General features: G+C 39.1%; 12 protein-coding genes. 7 read left to right on the top strand and 5 right to left on the bottom strand.

The genetic code is table 11. From position 1 onward, the window contains the following. Positions 1-80: 80 nt before the first annotated feature. Both ACRC53_RS04355 and ACRC53_RS04350 read left to right on the top strand, forming a co-directional pair. Positions 81-1073: a 2-hydroxyacid dehydrogenase gene (locus tag ACRC53_RS04355; protein WP_438642331.1), complete on the top strand. Its 993-nt coding sequence runs from the start codon at positions 81-83 to the stop codon at positions 1071-1073. A gap of 597 nt (positions 1074-1670) precedes the next feature. Next, positions 1671-2264, top strand: coding sequence for a TetR/AcrR family transcriptional regulator (locus ACRC53_RS04350; RefSeq protein ID WP_438642330.1), 594 nt, complete (start codon positions 1671-1673; stop codon positions 2262-2264). A gap of 352 nt (positions 2265-2616) precedes the next feature. Here the strand turns inward: ACRC53_RS04350 and ACRC53_RS04345 are convergent, their stop codons facing one another. Next, on the bottom strand, positions 2617-3423 hold the full coding sequence (locus ACRC53_RS04345) for a hypothetical protein (protein ID WP_438642329.1): 807 nt from the start codon (positions 3421-3423) through the stop codon (positions 2617-2619). Positions 3424-3540: 117 nt separating this feature from the next. Here ACRC53_RS04345 and ACRC53_RS04340 point away from each other — a divergent pair, with 117 nt between their 5' ends. After that, on the top strand, positions 3541-4062 hold the full coding sequence (locus ACRC53_RS04340; RefSeq protein WP_438642328.1) for an META domain-containing protein: 522 nt from the start codon (positions 3541-3543) through the stop codon (positions 4060-4062). A gap of 231 nt (positions 4063-4293) precedes the next feature. On the opposite strand, the gene ACRC53_RS04335 is transcribed toward ACRC53_RS04340, so the two are convergent. Further along, on the bottom strand, positions 4294-4434 hold the full coding sequence (locus ACRC53_RS04335; RefSeq protein WP_438642327.1) for a hypothetical protein: 141 nt from the start codon (positions 4432-4434) through the stop codon (positions 4294-4296). A gap of 404 nt (positions 4435-4838) precedes the next feature. Then, positions 4839-5153 (bottom strand): hypothetical protein, encoded by a 315-nt coding sequence (locus ACRC53_RS04330; RefSeq protein WP_438642326.1) that lies wholly within the window; start codon positions 5151-5153, stop codon positions 4839-4841. A 414-nt stretch (positions 5154-5567) separates the two neighbouring features. Here ACRC53_RS04330 and ACRC53_RS04325 point away from each other — a divergent pair, with 414 nt between their 5' ends. From ACRC53_RS04325 to ACRC53_RS04310, 4 genes are all read left to right on the top strand, one after another. Beyond that, complete coding sequence (locus ACRC53_RS04325) at positions 5568-6539, top strand: TAXI family TRAP transporter solute-binding subunit (RefSeq protein WP_438642325.1); 972 nt, start codon at positions 5568-5570, stop codon at positions 6537-6539. Between the two features lie 207 nt (positions 6540-6746). Next, positions 6747-9350, top strand: coding sequence for a TRAP transporter permease (locus ACRC53_RS04320; RefSeq protein ID WP_438642324.1), 2604 nt, complete (start codon positions 6747-6749; stop codon positions 9348-9350). A 344-nt stretch (positions 9351-9694) separates the two neighbouring features. Beyond that, a complete protein-coding gene (locus ACRC53_RS04315) occupies positions 9695-11158 on the top strand; it encodes a catalase (RefSeq protein ID WP_438642323.1) in 1464 nt (487 codons plus the stop codon). 311 nt (positions 11159-11469) lie between these two features. Next, complete coding sequence (locus ACRC53_RS04310; protein ID WP_438642322.1) at positions 11470-12132, top strand: hypothetical protein; 663 nt, start codon at positions 11470-11472, stop codon at positions 12130-12132. 199 nt (positions 12133-12331) lie between these two features. On the opposite strand, the gene ACRC53_RS04305 is transcribed toward ACRC53_RS04310, so the two are convergent. Continuing rightward, on the bottom strand, positions 12332-12742 hold the full coding sequence (locus ACRC53_RS04305; RefSeq protein WP_438642321.1) for a DNA breaking-rejoining protein: 411 nt from the start codon (positions 12740-12742) through the stop codon (positions 12332-12334). A gap of 37 nt (positions 12743-12779) precedes the next feature. Continuing rightward, positions 12780-13004, bottom strand: coding sequence for a VF530 family DNA-binding protein (locus tag ACRC53_RS04300; protein ID WP_438642320.1), 225 nt, complete (start codon positions 13002-13004; stop codon positions 12780-12782). Positions 13005-13033: the final 29 nt, after the last annotated feature.

Here is a 13033-nt window from a genome sequence, read left to right as displayed (position 1 = left end):
TAAATATTGAAACAAACGTTCATTTGATTTACATCAATTATTTTTGTAATTTAATTACAGTTAAGATGTGGAGTAATCTGATGAACATCGCAATATTTAGCAGTAAACAGTATGATCGTAAGTTCTTTAATCTGGTAAATCGTACCTTTAATTTTAAACTGGATTTTTTTGACTTTAAGTTTGATGCTAAAACAGCACGTATGGCCGAAGGTGCTGATGTTGTTTGTATTTTCGTCAACGACACGGCTGACAGAGAAGCAATTCAAATTCTTGCACAACAAGGTATTAAACTTATTGCATTACGCTGTGCTGGCTTTAATAACGTTGATTTAGCTGCCGCTGCTGAATTTGGTATTGCGGTTGTACGTGTACCTGCCTATTCACCAGAAGCAGTAGCAGAGCATGCTGTTGGTATGATGCTAACGCTCAACCGCCGTATTCACCGCGCTTATCAACGTACCCGTGATGCTAACTTTTCACTTGAAGGGCTCACCGGATTTAACATGCACGAACGTACTGCAGGTATTATTGGTACAGGGAAAATTGGTATCGCTACCATGCGGATTTTGAAAGGGTTTGGCATGAAACTGCTTGCTTTTGACCCGTATGTTAATCCTGAAGTTGAAAAACTTGGTGGTGAGTATGTAGATTTAGACACGCTACTTGCTCAATCAGATGTAATCTCACTGCACTGCCCGCTTACCCTAGAAAATCGTCATCTCTTAAATGAAGCGGCATTTGCTAAAATGAAGCAAGGTGTAATGATCATCAATACAAGCCGTGGGGCATTACTTAACTCGCAAGATGCTATTGAAGCACTTAAGCAAGAAAAAATTGGTGCACTTGGTCTTGATGTATATGAAAATGAGCGTGATCTGTTCTTTGAAGACAAATCAAATGATGTCATTAAAGATGATATATTCCGCCGCCTCTCTGCTTGTCATAATGTGTTATTTACTGGCCACCAAGCCTTTTTAACTGAAGAAGCATTAACCAATATTGCTGATACCACACTGAGTAATATTGCAGAGTTTGCTCGTACTCAACATTGTACCAATCAAGTTATTTTATAAAGAAGAGACTATTATATTTATACAACAGTGTGTAAATATTTTTAGACATAACAGGCTGTAACGTGTATGTTACGGCCTAAATAAGACAAGTTGATCTATTTAAATATTGAAATGTTGTATTGCCTTAATCTATTTTACATGTAAGAGCTCTTACCTCCTTCTCTTTTCTCTTTGAACTCATAAACACCTCTCCTCAGTTTTATTGACATTTTGTACAATAATTAATTGTTTTCATTACGTTAATTGAAAAAAAACGATCTGTTATATAAATAACTGATAAATATCCTAAAGATAGCTGACTAATCACACCTTGTTTGTTTCTTATTTTCTGCTAAGTTATGCACTCGCTTGCACAGAACGTTCGTTCAGTAAAGCAGTTTATAATCATACTCTTTCGAACATTGGGTGATAATCATTGCTAAAAACTGGTTCATTTTCCTATCGGCATGAAGCAGTAAGTAAAAGCAATAATAATTTAATTTCGCTACACATTGACTAGCTTAAACTTTCACGTCTAATTTTATATGTGAAACAACACCAATAGTGACAAAAAGATCACAAATGGTCATGACAAAAACCACACATGAGGAACACGTCGTGCAACGACAACAACCACTACAACGCCGTAGCCGTGAGCGCGTTCAGCGTATTCTCGATGCCGCCGCAGAATTATTCGAACAAAAAGGGATTGATGCAGTCAATCCTGGTGATATTGCAACTCAAGCGGGTATTACGCGGACATCGTTATACCGTTATTTTCCTAATAAAACATCCGTTATTCATGCGCTGGCTATCTGCCACCTTGAGAAATTGCGTGAGCAATTCCGTGCAGTCAGTGATCAGCATTTAGACGGTGAAGCTTTAATCAATGCCCTGCTTAATGTACATATCCATTTTTTAAGTAAAGAGCCAGGTTATCAAGCAGTTTGGTCATCTGTGGCTATTACACCTGAACTTCATACTCTGTATGAGTTGGAAAATGAGTGGTTATCTGATATTTGGGGAAATTTGATTACACACTTAAACCCACAGTTTGATGAGAGCCGACTCCCGACAATCCGCCGAATGATCCCACTGATTGTTACTGCAGTATTGCGCGATTGCTCACGCGATAATACAGAACAACTTGACGCTTATTTCTCAGAGTTACGTAATATGCTGCACCAGGTATTTGGTTTACACGCCAAATAAACAGAAGGCCAAGGAGTGGCCTCTGCTCTATCTTATAAAGTACTGATTTAATCTAGACATGCTTATCTCTTATTTCTTATTTCTTATTTCTTATTTCTTATTTCTTATTAAAATTATCCTCTACAATTTCATTTCTCGTTAATTCACTCTTAATATAATATATCTGTTATTTAATATTTTCCTTTACCACTCTGCTCTCAATATATTCCCAATACATTTTAAATACAACCGTATTAAAACATACCCACCGTAATAGCAGAGAAATAAACAATCATGAATTTCAATGAACCTAAGTTATCGCAATCCTTCGCAGCATTATGATTTTTATATGCTCTTTATTATACTCTACTCATCAAATAAACATCGCTAAAAACGCACTGGTTAAATACAAGAGAATCACACTGATTAATCGTTGTTTTGATGGCGTTGATTTTTCTTTTAAATTTACATCATCTACATTTGTATATTGATGATACATGATTAATGGCCATACCCAGATTAAAAACCCAGCAGCCAGTAATATTAACCTTACTGTAATTGAAACCATCAGTATGGTTGAATATATCACATTAACAGGTGTATGAAGTGCTTGATAAACTGTATTTCCACACGTAATAAAAATACCCACAAAACCAGTAAATGGCAGTAAGCGGTGAAAGGCCTGTAAACGGCAGCGTGCAGCAACCATTAATAAATGGGTAAATACTGCACCTAACGTCAGTAGTGTAGAGATAAGTAAACCAAACGTCTTTGGCCATATATCAATAAACAAAATAGCTGTACTAATCGCTAAAATAGCAGATAATTTATTACAATAATCTGCCCAGCGTGTTGCGGTAGAAATAGAGAGCTGCTTTATTGTATACAATGAGAAAAAGTGTACACAGGTTGTCGATATTGCCAGCCCAATTAACCATTCACTCTCATTAATGGCTGCAATACAGAGCGCACTGAATACTCCCCATAAAAAAGTAAGCACATATGATTGCTTGACTAACCTGCGCCGCTGACCTGGACATATCTGCCCTTTTCCACGCATAAGACTCAGTGTCAGTGTTGCCATCAATACCGTTGCAAGAAGCACACTGATAAACAAGGGAAGTGATGTGCTAAAAACGTAAGAAGAGGGTGTAATAAATGAAATCATACTATCGGCCATAATCAAAACAGTGCAGATCAACAGCTCTGTTATTAGAAAAATCAACGCGCAGAGTATAAAGTGAGAACCACTAAACTAAAACATTCTTAAACATACGACTGACATAATGTGATCTCAATGACCTTACTTAATACACTCTCTCTTAGTTTACTCTGTTTCTCTCTGCTGGGTTGCGTTTCAACCCCTTATGCCTCAGCGGATAATGAGCTCACAAACCCATTATCTGAACCCAGTGTGGTATCTCTTGCTGACCTTGCACACCATCATTTTGTTCTCCTTCGTGTTGATGGTAAATCATGGCAACCGTCTGCCCCCCAATTGCACGCGCAGGCTATGTATCCTGGTATTGATTTTAATGAACAAAATATTCTTAGTTCAACATTTTGCAATACGTTACAGGGTCACGTAAGCCAAATAGATAAAACAATACAGGGTATACTGATACCCATTAATGGTTCTCTACCCACAAAAAAGACCATATCAACAAAAAAATGCAGTGATAAGCAGTTAAATCAGTGGGATACGCTATTTCAGCAAATGATAAAGGCAGGTGTAACACTCAAACAGCAGGACACAACACTATTTATCGAAGGGAGTGGCCACACAATGGTATTTATGTTACGTGATTGGGTATATTAATCATTATAACAAAATATAAAAAACCGGAATGCTATTTAGCCATTCCGGTTTAGGGTTTCACTCTATCTATAAAGCTTGATATACAAGTACTTTTTACTGTACGTATTACAGAGAAACTGACTATTTTTACGTTAACATTCAAAGTCATCAGCAACCTATGTGTTTATTACGGCTTATGTTGCAGATAACTTCACCGTGTTGAAAAACATTGATAAAACTTTTTTGAACACTTTATTCAATTTCACGTTTCCAATAACTCGGCGAATTTGAAAGCCGATACCGTGGTTTTCCATTTAATGATCGTTTGGTTATAACAAACAAACCAATCACAAGCAGTAATACAACAGCACTTAACAGTAATGGAACTAGCATCCTGCCACCTCCTCGGCGATTGGCTTGCGTAGCTTTGTAGCAGTAGTTTTTGAGAACACTACGAAAAACAAAACATTTACTTCATAACTGTTTTCATATCGTTCAAATATAGATAACTTTCGTTATTTATAAATGATAATAGCTTTTTTTCACTTTCAACGTATTACTCAATTAATTTTCATTGTTACCGTTTGTTTAACAAGCTATTTAACGACTTCCTTGCTTACTGTTATTGCTTTACAGATGCCACATATTGCTAAACTCACTCCTTCGAGGTTGCTCCTTGATATGATTAACTCACTATTTTTTCACAATCTGACGCTTTTATAACCTATTTCCACAGAACTCCTGTAGGAGTCACTCTATTGGCGTAATATTGCATTACGCACGATCTAGCAGCAGATTTATTTGTTGCTTTGTTGCTTTGTTGCTTTGTTGCTTTGTTGCTTTGTTGCTTTGTTGCTTTGTTGCTTTGTTGCTTTGTTGCTTTGTTGCTTTGTTGCTTTCCAGCATTTTGTCATGCTTGCTTTCGCGGCATACAAGTGTGCTTTTTTAATGTACCTATCAAAAAAGGCATCGTTTATATGATACCTATTATTGAGTGTAGATCGACTTTGAAAATTAGCCAGAAAATAAATAGCAAAAATCACCAAATTTTTAGCATAATCGTCTAAAACCACAACAGTGTGTTTAGTGCATATGATCAAGACAAACGACAATACCCTTCTCCTTAAAGTTGATATTTCATTTATCAACTCCCCCAAACTCAGTAATTAAGTAAAAGTTTGAAATAAAAGGAAAAATCATAATGAATAACACTGAAGTGTAAAAACAAGACACTTTATTACGTTAAAATATGATACACATCAACCCGTTTATTTTTACATAACACAAATGACTCACTTCAAACTTTATAACATAAAATACTAAAAAAACGCCTGCTAATTTGATTTACGATAAGGTTTTATGCTTAATCTTAGAGGCTTATTTTATTGGTTTGAGTTGGAAACAATATCAAACGTTATATTGGCAAGATAGCCAGAGCCATGATCGGTAGCCGTATCGGTTAGTATGATTTTTACTCTTCTTCCCCGCTTGGGGCAGTTTGTCATTTCAAAAGAAGGAACTATTACATGAAGGGAATAACACTGGCGTGTGCACTTTCAACCGTTCTCACAACCTCTGTATTCAGCTACTCGGCTGCCGCAGCTGAACAATTTGTCACTATTGGTACGGGTGGCCAAACCGGAGTGTATTATGTGGCCGGTCAGTCTGTTTGCCGTTTTTTAAACCGTGGTGCAGCAAATCATCAAATTAAGTGCAATGCCCCTGCCAGTGGTGGTGGCGTTGCAAATGTAAATGGCCTGCGCAGTGGTGAATATAATTTCGGCATTATGCAGTCAGATCACCAGTATAAAGCAATGAAGGGCCTTGCTCCGTTCCAAAAAGAGGGTGAAATGGCGGATATGCGCGCAGTGTTCTCCTTACAAAGTGAAATTTTCACTGTTTTAGCGCGAAAAGAGGCGAATATCAGCAACTTTGATACGCTACAAGGAAAACGCGTTAATATCGGTAACCCAGGTTCAGGTCAGCGTGATACATTTGAAGAGCTAATGTCGGCAAAAGGCTGGAATCGTTCGGCATTTAGTTTAGTCTCTGAGCTTAAACCGGCAGAACAAGCTTCTGCGCTTGGCGACAATAATATTGATGCGATGAGCTATTTTGTTGGCCACCCGAATGGGGCAATTCAGGAAGCATCAACCACCACAAATGCCGTACTAGTGCCTGTTACAGGGCCAGAAATTGATAAACTACTGGCCGAAAAACCCTATTTTACCAAAGCTGATATTCCAGGGGGGTTATATAAAGGCAACCCAGACCCTGTTCCTTCCATTGGTGGAAAAGCCGTACTCTCTACCCGTGCCGATACTGACCCTGAAATTGTTTACCAACTGGTAAAATCCGTCTTCAGCAACATTGACCGCTTCAAGAAGCTTCACCCCGCGTTTGCTGAGTTACAAGAACAAGAGATGATTAAAGTGGGTCTTTCTGCACCGCTGCATGAAGGAGCCGCACGCTACTATCAAGAGCGTGGCTGGATGTAATCCCCCTACCCACCGGTGTTTATTTACGGGTGGGTATATGTTTAACCCGATGTCTGTTTAGCCGATTATTTTAACTTAATGTGGCTTACCGGGTTTTTACTTTTACCTGTACACAATATTAGCTCACCACTACGTGCAGGTATGCCGCGCTTAATAAACATTCGTTTATTAAGTCAGTCTGTTTAGTTGTATCCGTTGAGTTATCTTATGCAACCACAATCACTCTCTACTGAAGAACTTATTGCAGAAGATGTTGGTGCACGTTTGCCAACTGGTGCTATGGCATGGACAATTGCCGGATTAGCACTGATATGGTCTCTGTTTCAACTGTGGATAGCCTCTCCACTTCCCTTTATTTTTGGTGTTGCAGTATTAAATGATACTGAAACACGTGCTATACATTTAGCCTTTGCGCTGCTGCTTGCCTATCTGGTGTTTCCTGCATTTCGCCGCTCCCCTAGAAAGTATGTTCCGGCTATTGATATCGCGCTGGGGCTGGTTGCCGCGGCGACAGCCGCCTATCTGTTTGTAATGTATAAACAACTGGCGCTCAGACCCGGAAATCTGGCAACTGCTGACTTTATTACGGCCTGTATCGGCATCCCCCTACTGTTAGAAGCGGCGCGTCGAGCATTGGGCATTGCACTACCGGCGATAGCACTCACCTTTTTAGCCTACAGCCTTGCAGGGCCGTGGATGCCGGGATTATTAGCCCACCGCGGCGTAAGTTTAACGGCTCTGGCCAACCACCAATGGATCACAACCGAAGGTGTATTTGGTATCGCTCTGGGGGTATCCACCAGTTTTGTATTCTTGTTTGTGCTGTTTGGGGCCTTGTTAGAGCGTGCCGGTGCCGGGCACTATTTCATTCAATTGGCATTTAGTATGCTCGGACATTTACGCGGAGGCCCAGCCAAAGCTGCGGTTGTCGCCTCTGGGCTAACAGGGCTGATTTCAGGATCATCGATAGCCAATGTAGTAACTACCGGTACATTTACTATTCCGATGATGAAGCGTGTCGGTTTTAGCGCAGAAAAAGCCGGAGCGGTAGAAGTGGCCTCATCGGTTAATGGGCAAATTATGCCTCCGGTCATGGGCGCTGCCGCGTTTTTGATGGTGGAATATGTCGGTATTCCCTATGTTGATATTATTAAGCACGCCTTTTTGCCTGCGGCAATTTCATACATTGCCTTGCTGTATATCGTGCATTTGGAAGCACTCAAGCTGAACATGCAGCCACTGGCACAGCACTCAGCACCCCGCCCGTGGTTATATCGGTTAACAGGGTTTGCATTTGGTGCTGCGCTCATTAGCGGGCTTTCGCTGTTGGTATATTACGGTTTAAGCTGGTTAAAACCGCTTTTGGGAGATTATGCACTCACCGGTATTGGTGTGTTAATTGCCATAACTTATATTGGATTACTGAAAATTGCGGCCAGTAACGAACCTTTGGCGGTTGAAGACCCCGATAAACCACTCAACCAACTGCCAAAAACCCGTGCAGTACTGCTTTCCGGCCTGCACTTTTTACTGCCAGTTGTGGTTCTAGTGTGGTGTTTAATGATTGAGCGTTTGTCTCCGGGCTTATCTGCCTTTTGGGGCAGTGTAATACTGATGATCATTTTGCTTACACAGCGCCCACTGCTAAATATGTTACGCCGTGATAACCGCCACTGTTATGGCCGTTTTATTGATGGTGTAATTGATCTGCGCGAAGGCTTAATTGCCGGTGCCCGCAATATGATTGGTATCGGTATTGCAACCGCTACCGCCGGTATTATTGTCGGCGCGGTATCGCAAACCGGTGTTGGTCTGGTATTGGCCGATTTGGTCGAACTGCTCTCTATGGGCAATCTGCTGTTAATGCTGCTGCTCACTGCCGTACTCAGCCTAATTTTAGGTATGGGGCTGCCGACCACGGCAAATTATATTGTGGTATCGAGCCTGCTTGCGCCGGTTGTCGTGGCGCTGGGGCAACAAAATGGGCTGATTGTTCCGTTAATTGCCGTTCATCTGTTTGTGTTTTATTTTGGAATTATGGCTGATGTTACTCCTCCGGTTGGATTGGCCTCATTTGCTGCGGCTGCCGTATCAAAAGGTGACCCGATAAAAACCGGTATTACTGCGTTTTATTACAGTTTACGCACTGCCGCACTGCCCTTTTTGTTTATTTTCAATACCGACCTGTTGCTGATCAACGTTGATTTTGCACACGGCGTACTGATATTTATTGTTGCCACCCTTGCTATGCTCATTTTTGCCGCAGCCACACAGGGCTACTTCCTGACTAAAAGCCGCTGGTATGAAACCATATTGCTTTTGCTGGTGGCATTTACCCTATTCAGACCCGATTTTTGGCTGGATAGAGTCTCTGACCCTTATCAAACCACACCACCTGCAGAGTTAAGCCAAACTCTAGGTTTAGTCGATGAAAACAGTACGCTACGCTTAGAACTTCAGGGGGAAGATGCGGTAGGAAAACCTCGCCAGTTTACTGTATTACTTACCGTACCTGATGGCGCATCAGGTGAAGAGCGGCTGGAAAAATTAGGGATCAGTACTTATCAGGAAGATAATATCACACGCATTGATACCGTAACATTTGGTAGCCCTGCCGCCACTGCCGGTATTGAATTTGATCAAACGCTCTTACAAATTCGTACCCCAACAACGCGTATCCCTAAAGAGATAATGTGGATCCCTGCATTTATTCTTTTTATCTTTATTATACAGTTACAGCGCCGTAGAGTTCTCAAAGAGAAACATTATCATTCATCTTTTTCATACCCTTTCTCTACTTCTGCTAAATAAAAAATCGTATTTCAATAGGATAAAAATAGGCCACTTTTATGTGGCCTATTTTTTTTATTGCGCTTATAAAAAATTAAAATCAAAACACACCCAATAAATAAACAAAATAAAAACATTGGGTATGCATATTATTTACGATGGTGAGATCACACAAACTCAATATAAAACAAATAGACACATTTAATGTCAAATTTGATACAATTAACACACAATACAAGGAATCTATTTTCTGCGAATTACCATAAATTATACCTATTAGAGTAATAGAATAACCAAGCTATTTAGTTCATAGGTAACGCATCTATACTTAGATAACACAGTAGCATAAAGACAAGGAATACAAGATGTCTGATAAAAAACTTACTACCGCTTTCGGTGCTCCTGTACCGAATAACCAAGATGTTCTCACCGCAGGCCCTCGTGGCCCTATGTTGTTACAAGATGCATGGTTTCTTGAGAAACTGGCTCATTTTGATCGCGAAGTAATTCCAGAGCGTCGTATGCATGCTAAAGGCTCTGGTGCATTTGGTCATTTCACTGTTACGCATGACATCACTAAATATACAAAAGCAGCACTGTTTTCTGAAGTAGGTAAAAAAACTGAGATTTTTGCCCGTTTTTCAACTGTTGCTGGTGAGCGAGGTGCCGCTGACGCTGAACGCGACATTCGTGGTTTTGCAGTTAAATTTTATACTGAACAAGGTAATTGGGATCTTGTAGGGAATAATACCCCAGTATTCTTTTTAAATGATCCAATTAAATTCCCAGATTTAAATCACGCTGTAAAACGTGACCCTTATACTAATATGCGTTCAGCCAATAATAACTGGGATTTCTGGACTCATTTACCTGAAACTTTGCACCAAGTAACCATTACCATGAGTGATCGTGGTATACCATTCTCATATCGCCATATGCATGGGTTTGGTAGTCATACCTATAGCTTTATTAATAAAGCTAATCAACGTTTTTGGGTCAAATTCCATTTTACTACTCATCAAGGTATTAAAAACCTTACTGATGAAGAAGCAGCGGCAATCATTGCCAATGATCGTGAAAGCCATCAACGTGATTTACTTGAGAGTATTGATCGTGGTGATTTCCCTCGTTGGACATTAGCTGTTCAAATTATGGAAGAGAAAGATGCTGAAACATACAAAGTTAATCCTTTTGATTTAACTAAAGTATGGTCGCATAAAGATTATCCATTAATTGAAGTGGGTGTTATGGAATTAAACCGTAACCCAGATAACTATTTTGCTGAAGTAGAACAAGCCGCTTTTGCACCAACAACTATTGTACCGGGTATTGGTTTTTCACCAGATAAAATGTTGCAAGGCCGTCTATTCTCTTACGGTGATGCACATCGTTATCGTTTAGGTGTTAATCATAGCCAGATTCCAGTTAACGCTCCACGTTGCCCTGTTCACTCATTCCACCGTGACGGTGCAATGCGTGTTGATGGTAATAATGGCCGAACTCTGGGTTATCAGCCGAATAGCTACAAAAAATGGGAAGAGCAACCTGATTTTGCCGAGCCACCACTTGCAATTAACGGTGATGCTGCACACTATGATCGTAATATTGGTAATGATCATTTTGCACAAGCGGGTGACTTATTCCGTTTGATGTCACAAGATGAGCAGATTCGTCTGTTTGAAAATACTGCACGCGCTATGTTTGGTGTAGAAGAACACATTAAACTGCGCCATATTTGTAACTGCTTCCGTGCTGATCCAGCCTATGGTATGGGTATTGCTACCGCGTTAGGTATCTCACCTGATGCAATAATGAATAAACATAAGTAATCTTTAAAACTCTCATATTATAGCGTTTTAAATCAAGCGGCATTATTATAATGCCGCTTTTATTTATATTTAAACACTGTTTTTCATAAAACCATCTCCTTCCCTCTCCCATAAATAGCTCGCCTCACCTTATTATTCATAAAAGTCTAAACTGTGCAAAATCACATTCAGCATAAAAAATAAACACCATTTCTAATCGTTATCAGGAATTACACTTATGCTGTTTATCTTGTTAATGTGGTAGTTTTTAAGGCCTAGAGACTCTGTTTATTTTCAATGGCACTTGAAATTTAGAATAAGGAAATATATTAATGACTAATAATATTATGGGATCTATTATTTCTTTTGGAAATACACCACAAAATCCTTCTCTATTAAGATTTAAAGATGCAGATAGTATAACTAAAGGGATAATTCCAGAAATAGAGCTTTCTACGCTAGATGAAATTGTTGATTTTTTTAGAATGCTATTCTTTATGGAAACAAAAAAACAAGCAATAAGTTATGCTATGTCAGATTTTTTTGATGAAATAAAACAACTCCAATCACAATCAACATCTTTATGTAATAATAAAAGTAATCAACTAGACATAATTAACAATGAGGGATTACGCATATTTGCGTGCTGCATGAAAACGATTGAACTTACTGATAGTAAGCAAATACAGCGATTCACTTTTAAATTTCAATTTGAAAGTGCGCTAGAGGAACTACCAAAAAGTGGTGATGACTATGAAAGTAAAGCTGAAGATATAACCAAAGCAAGAGCTGTTTTTTTTTATAATGGATATGAGATTTCACATTTTTCGTTAAACATGAATGACTATGAAAAAATAATTTCAAACACTACCCTTTTTCATTTAAATAAAAATGAGCAGTCTGTTTCAATACAAAACAAAGCCATTAAAGGAAAGAACAGCCCACTGTTAAATATTGCGCTTACCGACTTTATTTCAAAATCATCTATAAGATGAAGTAGAACATAGAAAACAATGATGAAACATTTAGAGGTAATGTGCTTCACTGATTAATTGATTCCATTTACCTTGAGGAGTACTATTTCAAGGTAAATGGCCATTGAATTGACATGAACAAATTATACCGAACTGCATCCAATAAGCATATCTCGGTGTTTTATGCTATTTATTCTAAAAAGAGTCTACCACATTACCCTCAGTAAATCCGCACTTTCAACGTGAATGATGTAGTTTTGTTGTTAGCTTTTACACCACCCATCTGATAAACGCGAATAATATACTGACCTGACTTAAGAAGAGTGTCATTATAATTATCATCAGAGATTGAACTGTTAAATAATACATCTCCACCATCAGGGCCAATAACATTATAGTACGTTGTTAACCGTTTACTTTTTAGGTAAATCTGCATCTGTTGGCCTTTTTTGGCAATCAGTTTATAATCACTAATATCTCCTCCAGTGATCTTTCCTCTTAGCTCTGTAACCGATTGACCCTGACGAAACTCAACATATTGTGAGCTATCTGCCGCCCATCCCCATGGACAAGTGGAAAGCAATACTACGCCAAGAAATCTGGCCATCATTTTCTGCAAATAATGTTGCATTTCATGACTCCACTCAAACAGTCATTATTACCAGCTATCATCTAATTTCAGAAAACGTACGGATATATAATGCCTCAACCTTATCACGAGCCCATTGTGTTTTACGTAGAAATTTTAACGATGATTTAATCGAAGGATCATTTATAAAGCAGTTAATATTAATATAGTCATATAAATCATCCCAACCATAGTGCTCAAGTAGTCGGGTTAGAATTTTCTCTAGGCTTAAACCGTGTAGCGGATTGTTAGGTTGCTCGTTCATCAAGTTACTCTCTGTTATTATTCACTTTG

The sequence above is a fragment of the Plesiomonas sp. genome, from assembly GCF_051652165.1.
Taxonomy (GTDB): Bacteria; Pseudomonadota; Gammaproteobacteria; order Enterobacterales; family CAMTGL01; genus Plesiomonas.
Note: the sequence above shows the minus strand (reverse complement) of the source record. Positions and strands in the feature narration are given on the sequence as shown.

What these genes read in the sequence shown, in the direction of transcription:
- ACRC53_RS04355 (WP_438642331.1), top strand. Translation starts at nt 81, where the DNA reads ATGAACATCGCAATATTTAGCAGTAAACAGTATGATCGTAAGTTCTTT.
- ACRC53_RS04325 (WP_438642325.1), top strand. Translation starts at nt 5,568, where the DNA reads ATGAAGGGAATAACACTGGCGTGTGCACTTTCAACCGTTCTCACAACC.
- ACRC53_RS04300 (WP_438642320.1), bottom strand. Translation starts at nt 13,004, where the DNA reads ATGAACGAGCAACCTAACAATCCGCTACACGGTTTAAGCCTAGAGAAA.
- ACRC53_RS04320 (WP_438642324.1), top strand. Translation starts at nt 6,747, where the DNA reads ATGCAACCACAATCACTCTCTACTGAAGAACTTATTGCAGAAGATGTT.
- ACRC53_RS04345 (WP_438642329.1), bottom strand. Translation starts at nt 3,423, where the DNA reads ATGGCCGATAGTATGATTTCATTTATTACACCCTCTTCTTACGTTTTT.
- ACRC53_RS04310 (WP_438642322.1), top strand. Translation starts at nt 11,470, where the DNA reads ATGACTAATAATATTATGGGATCTATTATTTCTTTTGGAAATACACCA.
- ACRC53_RS04305 (WP_438642321.1), bottom strand. Translation starts at nt 12,742, where the DNA reads ATGCAACATTATTTGCAGAAAATGATGGCCAGATTTCTTGGCGTAGTA.
- ACRC53_RS04315 (WP_438642323.1), top strand. Translation starts at nt 9,695, where the DNA reads ATGTCTGATAAAAAACTTACTACCGCTTTCGGTGCTCCTGTACCGAAT.
- ACRC53_RS04340 (WP_438642328.1), top strand. Translation starts at nt 3,541, where the DNA reads ATGACCTTACTTAATACACTCTCTCTTAGTTTACTCTGTTTCTCTCTG.
- ACRC53_RS04335 (WP_438642327.1), bottom strand. Translation starts at nt 4,434, where the DNA reads ATGCTAGTTCCATTACTGTTAAGTGCTGTTGTATTACTGCTTGTGATT.